Source organism: Aquabacterium sp. (assembly GCF_035476535.1).
GTDB lineage: Bacteria > Pseudomonadota > Gammaproteobacteria > Burkholderiales > Burkholderiaceae_C > Pseudaquabacterium.
In genome coordinates this window covers 1-17,102 of sequence record NZ_DATILJ010000149.1, presented here as the reverse complement: position 1 = coordinate 17,102, position 17,102 = coordinate 1, and the positions used below count along the sequence as shown (strand labels likewise).

The 17,102-nt window shown below is 69.0% G+C and carries 20 protein-coding genes and 1 pseudogene; 6 read left to right on the top strand and 15 right to left on the bottom strand.

The features are described 5' to 3' along the window. Positions 1 to 492, bottom strand: a 492-nt coding sequence (locus tag VLK61_RS14850; RefSeq protein WP_325422389.1) for an NAD(P)/FAD-dependent oxidoreductase, incomplete at its 3' end; no start/stop codon positions are given. A 47-nt stretch (positions 493 to 539) separates the two neighbouring features. On the opposite strand from VLK61_RS14850, the gene VLK61_RS14845 reads away from it, so the two are divergent. Then, positions 540 to 1,202 carry a helix-turn-helix domain-containing protein gene (locus VLK61_RS14845; protein WP_325422388.1) on the top strand — a complete coding sequence of 221 codons (663 nt, stop codon included), beginning with the start codon at positions 540 to 542 and terminating at the stop codon, positions 1,200 to 1,202. A gap of 32 nt (positions 1,203 to 1,234) precedes the next feature. On the opposite strand, the gene VLK61_RS14840 is transcribed toward VLK61_RS14845, so the two are convergent. From VLK61_RS14840 to VLK61_RS14820, 5 genes are read right to left on the bottom strand one after another with little or no spacing between them, the layout of a single operon-like run. Beyond that, positions 1,235 to 1,891, bottom strand: coding sequence for a LysE family translocator (locus tag VLK61_RS14840; protein WP_414636813.1), 657 nt, complete (start codon positions 1,889 to 1,891; stop codon positions 1,235 to 1,237). Positions 1,892 to 1,907: 16 nt separating this feature from the next. After that, complete coding sequence (locus VLK61_RS14835) at positions 1,908 to 2,474, bottom strand: chromate transporter (protein ID WP_325422386.1); 567 nt, start codon at positions 2,472 to 2,474, stop codon at positions 1,908 to 1,910. After that, positions 2,474 to 3,112 carry a chromate transporter gene (locus VLK61_RS14830; protein ID WP_325422385.1) on the bottom strand — a complete coding sequence of 213 codons (639 nt, stop codon included), beginning with the start codon at positions 3,110 to 3,112 and terminating at the stop codon, positions 2,474 to 2,476. Before VLK61_RS14830 ends, VLK61_RS14835 begins: the two co-directional genes overlap by 1 nt. A 16-nt stretch (positions 3,113 to 3,128) precedes the next feature. After that, positions 3,129 to 4,310: an MFS transporter gene (locus VLK61_RS14825; protein ID WP_325422384.1), complete on the bottom strand. Its 1,182-nt coding sequence runs from the start codon at positions 4,308 to 4,310 to the stop codon at positions 3,129 to 3,131. A gap of 28 nt (positions 4,311 to 4,338) precedes the next feature. Continuing rightward, entirely contained in the window at positions 4,339 to 5,346 is a 1,008-nt protein-coding gene (locus VLK61_RS14820; protein ID WP_325422383.1) for a D-2-hydroxyacid dehydrogenase family protein, read from the bottom strand. Positions 5,347 to 5,443: 97 nt separating this feature from the next. On the opposite strand from VLK61_RS14820, the gene VLK61_RS14815 reads away from it, so the two are divergent. Then, positions 5,444 to 5,953 (top strand): DUF1993 domain-containing protein, encoded by a 510-nt coding sequence (locus tag VLK61_RS14815; protein ID WP_325422382.1) that lies wholly within the window; start codon positions 5,444 to 5,446, stop codon positions 5,951 to 5,953. Between the two features lie 38 nt (positions 5,954 to 5,991). On the opposite strand, the gene VLK61_RS14810 is transcribed toward VLK61_RS14815, so the two are convergent. Beyond that, positions 5,992 to 6,384 (bottom strand): hypothetical protein, encoded by a 393-nt coding sequence (locus VLK61_RS14810; protein WP_325422381.1) that lies wholly within the window; start codon positions 6,382 to 6,384, stop codon positions 5,992 to 5,994. Between the two features lie 10 nt (positions 6,385 to 6,394). Continuing rightward, a complete protein-coding gene (locus VLK61_RS14805; RefSeq protein WP_325422380.1) occupies positions 6,395 to 6,847 on the bottom strand; it encodes a hypothetical protein in 453 nt (150 codons plus the stop codon). A 150-nt stretch (positions 6,848 to 6,997) separates the two neighbouring features. Between VLK61_RS14805 and VLK61_RS14800 the strand changes: the two genes are divergently transcribed. Continuing rightward, positions 6,998 to 9,430 carry a penicillin acylase family protein gene (locus VLK61_RS14800; RefSeq protein ID WP_325422379.1) on the top strand — a complete coding sequence of 811 codons (2,433 nt, stop codon included), beginning with the start codon at positions 6,998 to 7,000 and terminating at the stop codon, positions 9,428 to 9,430. 46 nt (positions 9,431 to 9,476) lie between these two features. Here the strand turns inward: VLK61_RS14800 and VLK61_RS14795 are convergent, their stop codons facing one another. Together VLK61_RS14795 and lexA are read right to left on the bottom strand one after the other, a co-directional pair. Continuing rightward, positions 9,477 to 9,782 (bottom strand): helix-hairpin-helix domain-containing protein, encoded by a 306-nt coding sequence (locus VLK61_RS14795; RefSeq protein ID WP_325422378.1) that lies wholly within the window; start codon positions 9,780 to 9,782, stop codon positions 9,477 to 9,479. Positions 9,783 to 9,792: 10 nt separating this feature from the next. Further along, entirely contained in the window at positions 9,793 to 10,470 is a 678-nt protein-coding gene (gene lexA / locus VLK61_RS14790) for a transcriptional repressor LexA (protein ID WP_325422377.1), read from the bottom strand. A gap of 95 nt (positions 10,471 to 10,565) precedes the next feature. Here lexA and VLK61_RS14785 point away from each other — a divergent pair, with 95 nt between their 5' ends. Then, positions 10,566 to 11,501, top strand: a complete 936-nt coding sequence (locus VLK61_RS14785) for an asparaginase (protein WP_325422376.1) — start codon at positions 10,566 to 10,568, stop codon at positions 11,499 to 11,501. A gap of 14 nt (positions 11,502 to 11,515) precedes the next feature. Here the strand turns inward: VLK61_RS14785 and VLK61_RS14780 are convergent, their stop codons facing one another. From VLK61_RS14780 to VLK61_RS14770, 3 genes are read right to left on the bottom strand one after another with little or no spacing between them, the layout of a single operon-like run. Beyond that, on the bottom strand, positions 11,516 to 11,941 hold the full coding sequence (locus VLK61_RS14780; RefSeq protein WP_325422375.1) for an organic hydroperoxide resistance protein: 426 nt from the start codon (positions 11,939 to 11,941) through the stop codon (positions 11,516 to 11,518). A gap of 58 nt (positions 11,942 to 11,999) precedes the next feature. Next, the gene (locus VLK61_RS14775) at positions 12,000 to 12,485 is read right to left on the bottom strand and encodes a MarR family winged helix-turn-helix transcriptional regulator (RefSeq protein ID WP_325422374.1); all 486 of its coding nucleotides are present in this window, start codon (positions 12,483 to 12,485) and stop codon (positions 12,000 to 12,002) included. Between the two features lie 58 nt (positions 12,486 to 12,543). Further along, positions 12,544 to 13,566: a helix-turn-helix transcriptional regulator gene (locus VLK61_RS14770; RefSeq protein WP_325422373.1), complete on the bottom strand. Its 1,023-nt coding sequence runs from the start codon at positions 13,564 to 13,566 to the stop codon at positions 12,544 to 12,546. An 87-nt stretch (positions 13,567 to 13,653) separates the two neighbouring features. On the opposite strand from VLK61_RS14770, the gene VLK61_RS14765 reads away from it, so the two are divergent. Further along, on the top strand, positions 13,654 to 14,328 hold the full coding sequence (locus VLK61_RS14765; RefSeq protein ID WP_325422372.1) for an NIPSNAP family protein: 675 nt from the start codon (positions 13,654 to 13,656) through the stop codon (positions 14,326 to 14,328). A 40-nt stretch (positions 14,329 to 14,368) separates the two neighbouring features. After that, the gene (locus tag VLK61_RS14760; RefSeq protein ID WP_325422371.1) at positions 14,369 to 14,860 is read left to right on the top strand and encodes a hypothetical protein; all 492 of its coding nucleotides are present in this window, start codon (positions 14,369 to 14,371) and stop codon (positions 14,858 to 14,860) included. Here the strand turns inward: VLK61_RS14760 and VLK61_RS14755 are convergent. Both VLK61_RS14755 and VLK61_RS14750 read right to left on the bottom strand, forming a co-directional pair. Further along, positions 14,844 to 16,865, bottom strand: a complete 2,022-nt coding sequence (locus VLK61_RS14755; protein WP_325422370.1) for an ABC-F family ATP-binding cassette domain-containing protein — start codon at positions 16,863 to 16,865, stop codon at positions 14,844 to 14,846. The genes VLK61_RS14760 and VLK61_RS14755 overlap by 17 nt on opposite strands. 25 nt (positions 16,866 to 16,890) lie before the next feature. Next, positions 16,891 to 17,102: pseudogene (locus VLK61_RS14750) on the bottom strand (50S ribosomal protein L3 N(5)-glutamine methyltransferase); the annotation flags it as partial.

Here is a 17,102-nt window from a genome sequence, read left to right as displayed (position 1 = left end):
TTCGCCACCCAAGCGGCGCAGGCCGCGCAGAAAGCCCTGGTGCAGCGCATGCACGTCGATGTCCTGCGCATCGCGCTCGAACAGTGCGCCATGCACCTGTTCCGGCCGCAGGCAGCCGACGCGGGCCAGCGCGGCATCGGCGTCCAGGGTCTGCAGGTCGGAGCCCGCGTAGATCAGCGCTTCGCGGGTCTGGCGCAGCAGTTCTTGCTGGCCGTGCGTGGCCAGGTACAGCGCGCCGCGGGGCGCGAGCAAGGCAGTGTCGGTGAAGCCCTCTGGCGGCTGCAGGTAGAACGAACGGCTGGCCCGCGTCAAGGCGCGCACGGCCGGTGGGCCATAGCTTTCCATGAACATTGCGGCCGAGCGGCCGGTGGCGTGCAGGCCGGGCTGTGCCTCACGCTCCAGCAGCAGCACGCTTCGTTGCCCGGCCAGGCGGTAGGCCAGCGACGCCCCGGCGATGCCGGCGCCGATGACGATCACATCAAATTCTCTCATACGAGAATTCTCGCATGCGAGAATCATGCCAGTCCTTGGGGGAAACCATGCCTGCAGCCCGACCCGGCCGGCGCCTGCGCCGAACGGATGCATCGCCGCCATCGCCGCCACCGCCATCCGCACCACCGCCACCGCCACCGCGTGATCGCCAGCGTCTCGGCGAGCACCTGCGCGGCATCCGCAAATCTGCCCGGCTGACGCTGAAGGCGCTGTCAGCGCGCTCCGGCGTGGCCTTGTCCACGCTGTCGAAGATCGAGCTGGGCCAGATCTCGGTGAGCTACGAAAAACTGGCCGCGGTGGCGCGTGCACTGGAGGTGGACATCGGCCGGCTGTTCGATCCTCGCGCGGGCGCCGCGCTCGCCGGGCCGGGTCCGGTCGTCGTGCGCTCGACCTTGGCCGATGCGCCGCGCTACGACGCTGACAACTACGACTACCGCATGCTGGTGACCGGCTTTCCCGGCAAGCGCATGACGCCACTGCACGGCACCATCGTCGCGCGGCAGGCCGCTGAGTTTGCGGACTTCGTGCACCACCCGGGCCAGGAGTTCGTGATGGTGCTGTCGGGCAGCGTGCGCATCTGCTTCGAAACCGGTGAGGTGGTCGACCTGAAGCGCCAGGAGTCGGCCTATTTCGACAGCGGCGTCGGGCACAAGTACCTGTCGACCAGCCGCAGCGACGCGCAGATCCTGGTCGTCATGAGCGAGCGATAAGCCCGGCCCGCTCAAACCGGAGGCCGGTTTTGCTAGCGTTCAGGCGCAGCGGCCAGGGCCAGACGCAGACCGAGCGCAACGAACAGCACGCCGGCACCGCGCGTCAGCCAAACGGCGATAGGGCCGATGCGGCCCTTGCCGCCGCGCAGACGCGCGCGCAGCGCCGAGATGCCCCAGGCAAAACCCAGGTTCACCAGCGTGCCGTTGACGTTGAAGATCAGGCCGAGCATCACGAAGGCCAGTGCCTTGTTCGGCGCCTGTGCATCGATGAACTGCGGCACGAAGGCCAGGAAGAACAGCGCCACCTTGGGGTTCAGCGCGTTGGTCAGGAAGCCTTGCGCGAAGACGCGGGCCCAGCGCATCGGCGGCGGCGGCGCAGCCGCAGCGCCGCCGGGTGATGGGGCGCGGGCCCGCAGCATCGAGAGGCCCAGCCACACCAGGTAGGCGGCGCCGACCCAGCGGACCACGGTGAACGCAGTGGCCGAGCCGGCCAACAGCGCCGACACGCCGAGCGCCGCGGCCAGTGCATGCAGCATGCAGCCGGCGCCCACGCCCAGCGCCGCGGCGGCGCCGGCGCGGAAGCCCTGCGCGCTGCTGCGCGCGGCAATCAGCGCCACGTCGGCACCGGGCGTGATGTTCAGCAGCAGCCCGGCGCCGATGAACAGCGGCAGGTCGTGAATGCCTTCCAGCAGCATCCTCAACCCTTCACCCGGTCAGCCCCTGCATGCCGGCCACTGCGCCGAGCGCTATCAGCCACAGCGGGCTGAGCTTGGTGCGCACCATCGTCAGCACCGTCACCGCCACCAGCACGCCGGTGCCCCAGTGCTGGCGCGTCGGCGCCATCAGCACCCAGCCGGTGGACAGCAGCAGCCCCAGCGTCAGTGGCGTCAGCCCGGCGGTAAAGGCGCGCAGCACGATCGACTGGCTGCGCTGACGGCGCAGCCGGCCGACGCTCCAGGCCACCAGCGACGAGGGCAGCATGATGCCGAGCATCGTGGCCAGCACGCCCATCAGCCCGGCGACATTCAGCCCGACCAGTGCGACGAACAGGATGTTGGGCCCCGGCGCGGCCTGCGCGATGGCCACCGAGGCGGTGAACTGCGCGTCGCTCATCCAGCCCTGTTCATGCACCAGGTAGCGCTGCATGTCCGGCGCGGTGGTGATGGCGCCGCCCACCGCCAGCATCGACAGCAGCATGAAATGCCCGAACAGCTGCAGCAGCTGCGGCCAGCCGAAGGACTGCAGGCCCAGCAGTGCCCAGCTATCGGCCATCATGAGCGGCCGTCTCCGTGGGGGTCCCCGTGGCCGTTTCCGCGGCTGTCGGCGGCTGCCTTGTCGGCCTTGGCCAGCCGCCGCCAGGCCAGGCCCATCGCCACTGCGCCCAGTCCCAGCACCACCCCCACCATCGGCCAGCGCAGCAGGCCCACCATCACCAGCGTCGCCGCGCCGAAGGCATAGCACAGCGGTTTGCCCAGCGGGTTCTTCTCCAGCGTAGCCAGCAGCTTCACCGCAGTGGCAATCACCAGCCCGGCGGCCACCACGCCCATGCCGCGCAGGGCCGAGGTCACCAGTGCCTGGCTGGCGAACTGCTGGTACAGCAGCGCCAGCAGCAGCACGATGGCCAGCGGCACGGTCAGCAGCCCGGCCGTCGCGGCCAGCGCGCCACGCCAGCCGAAATGGCGGTCGCCGAAGATGATGGACATGTTGATGATGTTCGGCCCCGGCAGCACCTGGCCGAGCGCCAGCAGCTCGACGAACTGCTGCGCGCTGAGCCACTGCTCGCGCTCGACCAGCTCGCGGTGGGCGATCGGCAGCACGCCGCCGAAGCCTTGCAGCGCCAAGCGGTTGAAGACGCGGAACAACTCGCCGGGCGACTGCGGCCGGCGCCCGACGAGCGGCTGCGATGTCACGCCGGATGCATCCTGCTCAGCCATGGGCCGGCGCCAGCAGCTTGTCACGGGCCACGCGGCGTGCAGCCCATTGGCTCAGGGCCAACGCCAGCAGCATCCACACCAGGCCCACCCAGTGCAGCGGACCGAAGCCCACCTGCGCCACCATCGCGCCGCCGCTGGTGGCGCCCAGCGCCTGGCCGACATACATCGCCGAGCTGTTCAGCGCTACCAGCGCCGAGGCCAGTGCCGGCGCGGCCAGGCTCAGGCGGGCCTGCTGCGCGGAGTTCGACGAGAAGCAGCCCAGCGCCCAGGGCGCGATCACCAGCACCATCAGCGGCAGGCTGGTGCCCAGCGGCCAGACCAGCAGCGTCAGCGCCATGCAGGCCAGCAGGCCGGTGACCGCACGGTCGGCACCGATGCGGTCGATATAGCGCGACAGCAGCACGTTGCCGATCACGCCGACAGCGCCGAACCACAGGAACATCAGGCTGATCTCGGCGGCGCTGGCGCCCAGCACCTGGTGGTAGTAGGGCGCGAAGTACGAGAACAAGGTGAACTGCCCCGCGGCACTGAGCGCGGTGACCGCCACCGTGGCCATCAGCACCGGGTGCGTGAACACCTGGCGCCAATGTGCGCCCGACAGCGCGGCCGGCCGCACCCCATCGGGCATCGCGCGCCAGACCCACAGCGCACCGGCCAGCGACAGCAAGGCCACCAGCGCGAAGGCATAGCGCCAGCCGATCGATTCACCGATGTAGGCATGCAGCGGCATGCCCAGCACCGACGACACCGACCAGCCGAGGAAGACGAAGGTGATGGCGCGGCCACGTCTTTCGACCGGCACCATCACGCCGATCGCCGCGGCGGCCTGCGGCGTGAACACCGCAGCGCCCAGCACCGACAGCGCGCGCACCGGCAGCAGCGCCGCGTAGTTCGGCATCAGGGCCGACAGCGCGTGGCCCGCGCCAAACCACACCAGCGACCAGGTCAGCAGCCGGCGCCTGTCGATGCCGGCGACCACCGCGGCCATCAACGGCGCACCGACGGCCATCACCACCGCGGCCACCGCGATCAGCTGGCCACCGACCGCAACGCTCACCTGCAGCGAGCGCACCAGATCGTTCAGCGCACCGGCGGTGACCATCACGCCGCAGCCGATCGTGAAGTTCCCGTACAGCAGCGCCCACTGCGTGCCCCGGTGCTCGGCCCCGGTCATGGGCGGCCTCGTCCCGGCGCGGCAGCTCTCATCGAATAACCTTCAAAGCGTCCGGATTCACCAGGTTCGTCGGCTCGTTGCGGATGAAGTTGATGACGTTCTCGAAGGCTGCGCCGAAGTACATCTCGTAGCTGTCCTGTTCGACATAGCCGATGTGCGGCGTGCACACGGCGTTCTCCAGGCGCAGCAGCGGGTGGCCTTGCAGGATGGGTTCGGTCTCGAACACATCCACCGCGGCCATGCCCGGACGGCCCTTGTTCAGCGCCGAGACCAACGCGTTCTCTTCGACCAGTTCGGCGCGCGAGGTGTTGACGAACAGCCCGGTGGGCTTCATGCGCGACAGGTCGTCGAGCTTGACCAGGCCGCGCGTTTCGTCGTTCAGGCGCAGGTGCAGCGAGACCACGTCGCAGGTCTCGAAGAAGGCGTCACGTGATCCGGCGGCCTCGTAACCATCGGCCGCGGCTTTCAGGCGTGAGGCTTCGCTGCCCCACACCAGCACCTGCATGCCGAAGGCCCGGCCATAACCGGCCACCAGCTGGCCGATCTTGCCGTAGCCCCAGATGCCCAGCGTCTTGCCCTTGAGCACCATGCCGATGCCGAAGTTCGGCGGCATCGACGCCGACTTCAGGCCGGATTGCTGCCACGCGCCGTGCTTCAGCGTGCCGATGTACTGCGGCAGCCGGCGCATGGCCGACATGATCAGCGCCCAGGTCAGCTCGGCCGGCGCGATCGGCGAGCCCACGCCTTCGGACACCGCGATGCCCATGCGCGTGCAGGTGGCCACGTCGATGTGCGGCCCGATGCGGCCGGTCTGCGAGATCAGCTTGAGCTTCGGCAGCTTCTCGAGCAGTGCGCGCGGGAAGTGCGTGCGTTCGCGGATCAGCACCAGGATGTCGGCATCCCGCAGCCGCACCGACAACTGGCCGATGCCCTTGACGGTGTTGGTGAAGACCTTGGCGTTCAAGGATTCCAGGCGCGCGGCGCAGCGCAGCTTGCGCACGGCATCCTGATAGTCGTCGAGGATGATGATGTTCATGGCGAAGGGAGCTTCGGACGATTGTGCCGCGTCCTGCAAGGACTCAGGCCCGGCGCTAGCATCGCGGCCCTGCCCATCGCAACCTCTGGAGACAAACATGACCCTCTCGATGCACTCGGCCAGCGTGCCGGTGTTCGTGCGCCAGCTCGGCGCGATCCTGAACTGGCTGGACAAGGCCGAGGCCCATGCCACGGCAAAAAAGTTCGAGACCTCGGTGTTGCTGCAGGCGCGGCTGGCGCCGGACATGCTGCCCTTCATCGCACAGATCCGCATCGCGAGTGACGCGGCCAAGGGCTGCGTGGCGCGGCTGGCCGGCGTCGAGCCGCCGAAGTTCGAGGACAACGAAACCAGTTTCGAAGAATTGCGCCAACGTGTGCGCAAGACCATCGACTACGTGAATTCAGTGCCGGCCGATGCGATCGACGGCAGCGAAGGCCGCGAGATCGTGCTGCCGATGCGCAACCGCGACCCGCTGAGCTTCAACGGCGAGTTCTTCCTGAAGCACTGGGCGCTGCCCAACTTCATGTTCCACGTGACGATGACCTATGCACTGCTGCGCCACAACGGCGTGGACATCGGCAAGCGCGACTTCCTCAACGTCGCGTGACATGGCTGCCCCGGCCGCCTGGCGGCCGGGCTTTCATGTCACGTCAGTGGCATGAAGGGCGTGAGCTCGCCGCTGTCGGGGAACACGCTGTCCAGCGCGCGGTGCAGGTCCAGCCGCAGGTGGTAGGTGTTCTCGTCCTGGCCACGCAAGGCGGCGAAGACGGCGCCGCGCAGCAGCCACAGGTCGACAGGCTCCTGCGTCTGGCGCACCTGGTGGCGCAGCCAGTGACCGCGCGGGCCTGCGACATCGGCCACCGCGTCGATGAAGCGCTGCTTGATCTCGACGAAGCTGCGCCGTGCGGCGATGCGCGCCAGGCGCTCCTGCGGCATGCCGGCATCGCTCAGCCAGTCATCCTGCGACGCAGGCTGCATCGAAGGCGGCGCACCGCGCTGCGGCGCGCTGAGAAAGTGGCGGGGCGGCGGTGCGAGCATGGTGGACGGCTCAGGCGTCCAGCGGGAAGCGGCTGATGCGCGGTGCGCGCATCGGGAAATGACGGTTCAGCTGCGCCATGCGGCGTTCGGCTTCGACCTGGTTGAACTCGACCGCCAGCAGGCCATACAGCACCGAGCGCAGATGCCACAGCTCACGCAGCGAGCGGGCGCGCTCGATGCGTTCTCCCAGCTGCGAGGCCTCGGGCGAGCGCAGTTCGTCCAGGCTGAAGCGGAATTCGTTCTTCACCAGTGCCAGGCGGTTCACCGGGCGCTGAGCGGCCGGCGTCCATGGCGAGCGGTCCAGCCAGCGCCTGGCGCGGCCCCAGAAGCTCAGCGACGAGGGCCACAGCGCCGGCGGGCACACTTCCACGCGCGTCATCAGGCTGCTGGGCACGCCGCTGTCGCGGTGCAGCGCCCGGCGGGAAGACATCCAATGCGGCAGAAGTTGGTGCAGCGTGCTCATGGGTCTCATATCGACAGCCAGGCTTCACGGCTGTAGCCAATTGTTTGTTACAGCGATGCGTCCGATGGCTTGATCAAGCCCGGGTTTTGCCGCCAGTTCAGGCTTCAGCAGCCCTGCTACGCTGCGCGGCCACGGAGCGAGGAGACGAACATGCGGTGGATCAAACGGGTGTTGCAGCTGCTGGCGCTGCTGGGCGTGGTGGCCCTGGTGGCAGCCTGGATCTACAGCCGGCGGGTGCTGCCGCAAATCGACGGCACGCTGGCGCTGCCGGGGCTGCAAGCCGAATTGCGCATCGAGCGTGACGACAACGGCATCCCGACCATCCAGGCCGGCAACCAGCACGACCTGATGTTCGGCCTGGGCGTGGCCCATGCCCAGGACCGCCTGTGGCAACTGGAGACGCACCGCCGCATCGGCGCCGGGCAGATCGCCGAGGCCTTCGGCCCGGCCGCGCTGGACAGCGACAAGTTCCTGCGCACGCTGGGCGTGCGCCGCGCCGCCGAGGCGCAATGGGCGCAGACGACAGGTGAAGCGCGTGAGGCGCTGCAGGCCTACTCCGACGGCATCAACGCCGTGCTCCAGCAGGGCCTGAAGGCGCGGCCGCCGGAGTTCGTGATCCTCGGCTTGCAGCCCCAGCAGTGGACGCCGGTGGACAGCCTGGCCTGGTCGATCATGATGGCCTGGGACCTGGGCGGCAACTGGGGCACCGAGTTGCTGCGCTTGCGCCTGGCCCTGAAGATGGACAAGTCGCAAATCGACCAGCTGCTGCCGCCGTACCCCGGTGAAATGCCGCTGCCGGCGCAGGACTACGCCGCGCTCTACCGCGGCCTGAAGCTCGATGCCCATGTCGCCACCAGTGACACCGCGCTGAACCGCCTGCTGGCGGCGGCGCCGGAATCCGGCATCGAAGGCGTGGGCTCGAACAACTGGGTGCTGGCCGGCTCCCGCAGCAGCACCGGCAAGCCCTTGCTCGCGAACGACCCGCACCTGAAGCTCTCAGCCCCGGCGCTGTGGTACTTCGCGCGGCTTGAAGCCCCGGGCTTCAAGGCCGCCGGCGCCACCTTGCCCGGCGTGCCTGGCGTCGTGCTGGGGCAGAACGAACACCTGGCCTGGGGTTTCACGAACACCGGCCCGGATGTGCAGGACCTGTACCTGGAACGCATCAAACCCGATGACGCGGCGATGTACCAGACGCCCGAGGGCTGGTCGCGCTTCGAGACGCGGCAGGAGACCATCCGCGTGCGCGGCCAGCCCGATGTCACGATCACGGTGCGCCAGTCGCGCCATGGCCCGGTGATCTCCGATGCCGGCCTGGCCGACGATGTGCTGGGCGCCAAGGGCAAGCCGGGTTATGTGCTGGCGATGCGCTGGACCGCGCTGGATGCCGAGACCGACCAGATTGCCGCGGGTTTCCGCATGAGCCGCGCCAAGACGGTGGCCGAGTTCATCGAGGCCAGCCGCGGCTGGATCGCGCCGATGCAGAACATGGTGGTGGCCGACGACCAGGGCCACATCGGCCTGGTGGCGCCAGGCCGTGTGCCCTTGCGTGCGCCGGACAACGACCTGCACGGCCTGGCGCCGGCCCCCGGCTGGGAGGCCCGCTACGACTGGACCGGCTGGCTGCCTTGGGAGGCCTTGCCGAAATGGATCGATCCGGACAAGGGTTACCTGGCCAGCGCGAACCAGCGCATCGTGCCCGCGGACTATCCACACTTCATCAGCAGCACCTGGGCCCTGCCGTACCGCCAGCAACGCATCGAACAGCTGCTGGATGCCAAGCCCAAGCACAGCCCCACCGACCTGCGGGCGATGCAGGCCGACGTGACCTCGCTGGCGGTGCCGGGCGGCCTGAAGTGGCTGCGCAAGGCACGTTCGACGCATGCCTTGGCCGCCGCCGCGCAGAAACAGCTGGCAGGCTTCGAGGGCCGCATGGCCGACAACGCTGCCGCGCCGCTGATCTACTGGGCCTGGCAGCGGCAGATGAGCCAGGTCATCCTCGGCGACGACCTGGCGGCGCTGAACGATCGGGCGATCGGTGGTCGCAGCTTCTTCGATGCGATCGAAGGCGTGCTGGCCCGCGACGATGCCGCCTGGTGCGACGACCGCCGCACGCCGGCCGCGGAAACCTGCGCGCAGCAGGTGGACGCGGCCTTCACCGCCGCGCTCGATGAGCTGCAGGCGCTGCAAGGCCCCGACCCGGCCGCCTGGCGCTGGGGCCGGGCGCACCAGGCGCGTGCCGAGCACCGGCCGTTCTCCAACGTCAAGGCCTTGGCGCGCTTCTTCGAGCTGCGCGCGCCGGTGGGCGGCGACACCTACACGATCAACGTGTCACGGGTGAACCTCAAGGCCGACAGCCGCACCGGCGAGTTCTACCTCGATGAACACGGGCCCAGCCTGCGCGCGGTGTACGACCTGGGCGACAGCCGGAACTCGGGCTTCATGCACAGCAGCGGGCAGAGCGGCATTCCGTGGTCGCCGCTGTACCGCAACTTCCTGCCGCGCTGGGCGGCGGTGGAGTACGTGCCGGTGTGGCCGCAGGGCGCACCGGATGCGGTGCTGATCGTGACGCCGGCGGCGAAGTGACTCAGACGGTCGTGCTCAACAAAGCTGCTGCATGGCGCCTGCCGGCTCACACCTGACCGTAGAGGACTTTGCGCTGCGCGGTGTAGGCCCACCACGGCGCGGGTGCGGCGCCACGCATGAAGTCGGTGGCGGCCATGAAGGTGTCCAGCACGCAGGGGTCTTGGCGCTTGCCGCTGTGCGCGCACAAGGCCTGGTACAACACGAAGGCGTCGCGGTGCGCCAGCTCGCGGGGGTGCTGGATGCCCAGTGCGCGCAGGTCGGCGGCCATCGCCGGGCCGATGTTGGGCAACTGTTCCAGCTGTTCACAATCGGCCGCCGATGCGGCCTTGGGTGACTTGACGGCGGTCTTCATCGTGCGGGCGCTACATCTGCATGGTGTTGCGGATCAGCCCGACCGCGATGCCTTCGAGTTCAAAGTCGACATCGCCAAAGGGCACCACGATGGTCTGGTAGTCCGGGTTCTCGGGAATCAGTTCGATGCTGTTGCGCGTGCGGCGCAGGCGTTTGACGGTGACATCGTCGCCCAGCCGCGCAACGACGATCTGGCCGTTCTTGGCCTCGCGGGTTTTCTGCACCGCCAGCAGGTCGCCATCGAGGATGCCGGCGTCGCGCATGCTCATGCCGCGCACCTTCAGCAGGTAATCGGGCCGGCGCGGGAACATGCTGGCTTCCATCAGGTAGGTCTGGTCGATGTGCTCCTGCGCCAGGATCGGGCTGCCGGCGGCCACGCGGCCGACCAGCGGCAAGCTCAGCTGGGCCAGGCTCGGCAGCGGCAGCGAGAATTGTTTGCCGCGGGCCTCGTTGAGGGCACGCAAGGTATCCGAGCGCAGACGAATGCCCCGTGACGTGCCACCCACCAGTTCGATCACTCCCTTGCGGGCCAAGGCCTGCAGATGCTCTTCGGCCGCGTTGGCGGAGCGGAAGCCCAGCTCGGCGGCAATCTCGGCGCGGGTGGGCGGCGCGCCGCTGCGTTCGATCGCGCTTTGCACCAGATCCAGAATCTGCTGCTGGCGGGCGGTGAGCTTCGGGCTTTCTTCCATGAGCGTGTCCCTCCGGGGGCTGTCGATCCGGTGCGGCGCAAGGTCGAACCTGCGTTTGCATCCAGTATCTGTATTTTTATCCAGATGAGGGCTAAATGCCAAGCACTGTTGTGATCCTGGGCACCGGCGGCACGATTGCGGGTACCGCCAGCAATCCGGCGGACAACGTCGGCTACACGGCTGCGCAGCGCAGCGTGGCCGATCTGCTGGCCGCCGTGCCGGCGCTGCGGGGGCAGGCCATCGAGGCCGAGCAAGTGGCCCAGCTCGACAGCAAGGACATGGACCACGCCACCTGGCAGCAGCTGGCGCAGCGCGCGGCGTTCCACCTGGCGCGGGCGGAGGTCTGCGGCGTGGTGGTGACCCATGGCACCGACACGATGGAGGAGACCGCGTGGTTCCTGCAGCGCGTGCTGGCGCCGGCCAAGCCGCTGGTGCTGACCGGCGCGATGCGCCCGGCCACCGCGCTGCAGACCGACGGGCCGCAGAACCTGCTGGACGCCGTGACGGTGGCGCGCGAGGCCGGGGCCTGCGGCGTGGTGGTGGTCTTTGCCGGCCAGGTGCATGCGGCGCAGGACGTGCGCAAGGTGCACAGCTACCGGCTGGACGCGTTCTCGTCAGGCGATGCCGGGCCGATCGCGCGGGTCGAAGAGGGCCGCCTGCGGCGCCACCGCACCTGGCCGGTGGGCACGCCGCTGGGGCTGGCGCGCATCGCCTTCGAGCCGGCGTCGTGGCCGCGGGTCGAGATCGTTAGCAGCCATGCCGGCGCTGGTGGGGCGATGGTCGATGCGCTGGTGGCGGGCGGTGCACACGGCCTGGTGGTCGCGGCCACCGGCAATGGCAGTTTGCACAACGCGCTGGAGCCGGCACTGCGGCGCGCCGCGACGGCGGGTGTGCCGGTGCTGCGCTGCACGCGCTGTGCAGGCGGCGCGCTGGTCGGTGTCAGCGACGCGATGCTGCCCGCTGCGGCAACGCTGTCGCCGTGGCAGGCCCGCATCGAGCTGATGCTGAGCCTGCTCGCCGGCGGTGGCTAGAGCGCTTGGGGGTATCAGACCACCGTGAGCGTCACGTCGATGTTGCCGCGCGTGGCGTTTGAGTACGGGCAGACCTTGTGCGCGGCGGCGACCAGCGCTTCGGCGGCTGCGCGCTCGAAGCCGGGCAGCGTGATGCGCATCGCGACCTGGATGCCGAAGCCGCCGGGGATCGGGCCGATGCCGACTTCCGAGGTGATCGACACATCGTCCGGGACCTTGATCTTCTGGCCGGCGCCCACGGCCTTCATCGCGCCGATGAAGCAGGCCGAATAGCCGGCCGCGAACAGCTGCTCGGGGTTGGTGCCGTCGCCGCCGGCGCCGCCCAGTTCACGCGGCGTCGACAGGTTGACGCTGAGCTTGCCGTCGGAGGCAGCGGCGGTGCCGGTGCGGCCGCCGGTGGCGGTGGCGGTGGCGGTGTAGAGGACTTTGTCGAGGGCCATGGTGTTCTACCTTTCGGGTTGGGGAACGGGTGGGTCGGGTGGAAGAAGCGCGGTGCCGTCAGGCGGCCCGCGCAGAGAAATCGGAGAGCGAGGCGCGCAAGGTGTGCAGTTGCCTGGCCAGCGCGCCGACCTGGGCCAGGTCGCAGGCCGTGGCGCAGGCAATGGTTTGCGGCACCGCGACAGCCTTGGCCTTGAGGCGGCGGCCGGCGGTGGTGAGTTGCAGCAAGACGCGGCGTTCATCGGTGGCATCGCGCAGGCGCTGCACCAGGCCCAGGGCCTGCAGGCGCTTGAGCAGCGGCGTCAAGGTGCCGGAATCCAGCGTCAGGCGTTCGCCGAGCTGCGAGACGCTGATGCCGTCGCCTTCCCACAGCACCAGCATCACCAGGTACTGCGGGTAGGTCAGCCCCAGCGGTTCAAGCAGCGGCTTGTAGGTCTTGGTCATCGCCAGCGACGCGGCGTACAGCGCGAAGCACAGCTGGTGATCGAGCGCCAGCCATTGCTCGGCCGGGCCGGGCAATGGGGTGGTGGTGTTTCGCGTGACCATGGCCGTTAATGTAGCGAGCAATTGAATTGCACACAATCTAAATGGTTTTTCAAAGTGTTCACGCAGCCGCTGGTGGTGCTGGCGGACCGTACAGCGAAGCCATCGCGCGGGCAGTGGCCGCCAATTGCTCGCGCAGCGCGGGCGGCGCCAGCACCTGGCCTTCGGCACCCAGGCGCAGCATTTCGCGCGCCGCATGGGCGATCGATTCGATCGGCACGGTCACCGCCACCCAGCCGGGTTCGTCCAGCGGCTCGGCGCTGTTCAGCGCGGCCTCGGCGACGCGCGGGTTGAAGGCCATCAGGCGCTGCAGGCCGAGTTCGGTCACGCGCAGCCGCGCCTCGTCGCGGTAGACACCGGCCTCGAAACGCTGGGCGGCCTGCGCCCACCAGGCGGCCAGGTCGAAGTTGGCTGGCCGCTGGAAGGTCTCGGGCAGCAGTTCCAGCGCCTGGATTGCCGCGAGCCGGTAGACGCGCGCTTCACTTGTCTTCTCGCCCGCTGCGTTGCCGGCCTTGTTACCAGTCTTCATCGCGGCCATGTACCAGGTGCCCGCCTTCAGAACCAGCCCCAGCGGCTCGACCACCCGATCGCTGACCCCCTGCCAGCTTTCGTAGCGCAAGGCCAGCCGCTGCGTCAGCCAGACCGCTTCGGCGACAGCCTTCAACTGCGGCGGCGGCGCGGCGCTGCGGAACCAGTCGATCGCATCGAGGTGAAAGCGCGACGCCACCTGCTGCGCATCGGCATGCCAATCGGCCGGCAGCGCGGCCAGAAGCTTCAGCTGCGCGGTGGCCATGGCTTCGCCCAGGCCCAGTTCGGCGGCCGGGCCGGGCAGGCCGGCGAGGAAGATCGCGCGGGCCTCGGGCACCGTCAGGCCGGTGAGTTGCGTGCGCCAGCCTTCGCGCAGCTGGAAGCCGCCGCTGCGCCCCTGTTCGCCCCACACCGGCACGCCGGCGGCGCTGAGCTGGTCGATGTCCCGGTACACCGTGCGCACCGAGACTTCCAGCGCACGGGCCAGGGCCGGCGCGCTCAGCCGGCCGCGGGTCTGCAGCAGCATCAGCATCGACAACAGGCGGCTGGCACGCATGCTTCACAGTGTCGCCGCAAAGGCTGACATACCGTGGCAGCTTATCGGCAGCAGCATGGCGGCTCGTTGATTCAAGGAGCCATGACCATGTCCCCCTCCACAGCCTTGCCGGCGGTGATTGAGCTGCGCCAGTACGCCTTGCATCCCGGCCAGCGCGATGCGCTGATCAACTTGTTCGAAAGGGAGTTCATCGCGCCGCAGCAGGCCTGCGGCATGCAGCTGCTCGGCCAGTTCCATGACCTGGCCGACGCCGACCGCTTTGTCTGGTTGCGCGGTTTTGCCGACATGCCGGCGCGCGCCCAGGCGTTGGCCGATTTTTACGGCGGCCCGGTGTGGCAGGCGCATCGCAACGAGGCCAATGCGACGATGATCGATTCGGACAACGTGCTGTTGCTGCGGCCCTGCGTGGGGCTGCCGCAGCCCGCAGCGGTGGCGCCGGGTGGCAGCGCGGTGTTCGCCACGCTCTGCCCGCTGCGCACCTTGGCCGACGACGCCTTGCGGCGCTGCGTCGCCGAACAGCTGCTGCCGCGCCTGCAGCAGCCCGGCGTGCGGCTGTTGGCCGTGCTGGAGACCGAGCCGGCGGCCAACACCTTCCCGCGCCTGCCGGTGCGCGAAGGCGAGCCGATGCTGGCGTGGCTGATGTCCGTCGACGACGGCGTGGTGCCGCCGCTGGTCGACACCGGCGCACTGCTGGACCGCTGGCTGCGCGATCTCCCGCAAACGCTGAGCTTGCGCGCGACACCGCATTCGGCCTGGCGCTGACTTGGCGCTGTCCCCTTCACCCCTTGTTCAGGAGTTCACGATGAACCACACCCTGCCGGATCGCATGGGCGACGTGCACGACTTCGATTTCCTCAGCGGCCGCTGGACGGTGCACAACCGCCGCCTGATGACGCGGCTGATCGGCGCCAACGACTGGACCGACTTCCCAGCCTCGATGGGCTGCGAACCCCGCTTCGGCGGCGCCGCCAACATCGACCAGATCGACTTCCCGACACTTGGTTTCTCGGGCCTGACCTTGCGGCTGTTCGATCCGGCGCGGCGCCGCTGGGCTATCTACTGGGTCAACAGCCGCGACGGGCTGATGACGCCACCGGTACACGGCGGCTTCGAGGGTGACCGTGGCGAGTTCTACGGCATCGATGAAGACGGCGGCCGCGAGGTCGACGTGCGTTTCGTCTGGACCCGTCTGGACAAGGACCGGGCGCAGTGGGAGCAGTCATTCCGTCTGAAGGACGCGGCCGAGGACGAGTGGGAGACGAACTGGGTGATGCAGCTCAATCGGCTGCGTTGATCGCCTCGATCTCGGTCTGCAGTTCCAGCCAGCGCTCTTCGAGCATCGCGGTCTCGGCTGCAATGTGGTTCAGCCGCCGGCCGGCTTCGGCGATCTCGGCACCGGGCAGCGCGCCGGTGGCCAGCGTCGCTTCGATGCTCGTGCGCTCGGCCGCCAGCTTGGCCAGCCGGCCGTCGATCTGCTGGATCTCCTGGCGCATCGGCCGGGTTTTGATGGCCACTTGCGTGCGGGCTTGCGCGGCCTGCTTGCGATCGTCGCGGGGCTTGCCGGCGGGCGCTGGCGCAGGGGCCGGCGAACGCGCGGCGACACGGCCCGTGCCGGCTGGTGCCGGTGCCGGGCTGACGGCGGGGCTTTCGCTGGCCAGCACCTGGCCGGGCAGGGCGGGCGGTGGCAGGCCACGCGCCGCGGCGCGCGACACTTCCAGCAGCCAGCGCTGGTAGTCGTCCAGGTCGCCATCGAAGGGCTTCACGCCGCCGGAGGTGACCAGCCAGAACTCGTCGCAGACCTCGCGCAGCAGCGCGCGGTCGTGGCTGACCAGCATCACCGTGCCCTCGAACTCGTTCAGCGCGATCGACAGCGCCTCGCGGGTGTTCAGGTCCAGGTGGTTGGTCGGCTCGTCCAACAGCAGCAGGTTGGGGCGCTGCCAGACCAGCGTGGCCATCACCAGCCGCGCACGTTCGCCGCCCGACAGCGTGCCGACCTTCTGGTGCACCATGTCGCCGGTGAAGCGGAACTGGCCGAGGAAGTCGCGCAACGATTGTTCACGTGCCTCCTGGGCGTTAGGCGTGCCGACTTCGCGCGCCAGCCGCACCATGCGCTGCAGCGGCGTGTCGTCTTCGCTGAGCAGGTCCAGCTCCTGCTGCGCGAAGTAGCCAATGGCCAGGCCCTTGCCTTCGGTCAGCGTGCCGCCCAGCGGCTGCAGTGCATGCGCGATGGTCTTCACCAAGGTCGACTTGCCCTGGCCGTTGGCGCCGAGGATGCCGATGCGCTGGCCGGCCAGCACGGTGCGGTCGATGTTGCGCACGATGACGGTCTCCCCGTATCCGCAGACCAGATCGCGCATCGCCAGCATCGGGTTCGGCAGGCTCTGCGGTTCGCGGAACTGGAAGTCGAAGTCGCTGGCGGTCAGCACAGGCGCCAGCTTTTCCATGCGTGCCAGCGCCTTCACGCGGCTCTGCGCCTGCTTGGCCTTGCTGGCCTTGGCCTTGAAGCGGTCGATGAAGCGCTGCAGCTGGGCGATCCGGTCCTGCTGGCGCGAGAACGAGGCCTGTTGCTGGCTCATCCGCTCGGCGCGCATTTCCTCGAAGGTGGTGTAGTTGCCGCCGTAGCGGATCAGGCCGGCGTCTTCCAGGTGCAGCGTGACGTTGGTGATCGCGTCGAGGAACTCGCGGTCATGGCTGATGATGATCAGCAGGCCGTTGTAGCGTTTCAACCAGCCTTCCAGCCAGACCAGCGCGTCCAGGTCCAAGTGGTTGGTCGGCTCGTCCAGCAGCATCAGGTCGGCCGGGCACATCAGCGCGCGGGCCAGCTGCAGACGCATGCGCCAGCCACCGGAAAAGCTGTTCACCGGCGCATCGAGCTGCTCGCTGCGAAAGCCCAGGCCCAGCAGCAGCGATTGCGCGCGTGAACGGGCATCGAAGGCGCCCGCTTGCTCCAGGTGCATGTGGGCGTCGGCAATCGCGTGGCCGTCTTCGCTGGCCTCGGCTGCGGCCAGCACCGCCTTGGCTTCGGCCAAGGGCAGGTCGCCATCGAGCACGAACTCGGTCGCCGCTTCGTCGGTCTCCGGCATCGACTGCACGACCTCGCCGATGCGCCAGCGCGGCGGCATTTCCACATCGCCGGCATCGGCCTGCAGGCGCTTGGCGAGCAGCGAGAACAGCGAGGACTTGCCGGCGCCGTTGCGCCCGACCAGGCCGACCTTTTCGCCCGGGTTCAGCGTGACGCTGGCGTTTTGCAGCACGACCTTGACGCCGCGGCGCAGCGTCAGGCTCTTCAACAGGATCATGGCTTCCTAGGAATGCAGTGAGTCTTCAGCGGCCGAGCGCCTCACGGGGCAGCAGCAGCACGTGATCGTCGCCGGCGCTGGTGGGCAACCAGGCCGGTGACAGGGTCGGGAAAGCCCGTTCGAAATGTTCGCGCTCGTGGCCGATCTCGAGCACCAGCATGGCCTGTTCGGTCATCGCGGCCGGGGCATCGCGCAGCAGCGTGCGGATGAAGTCCATGCCATCGCTGCCGCCGGCCA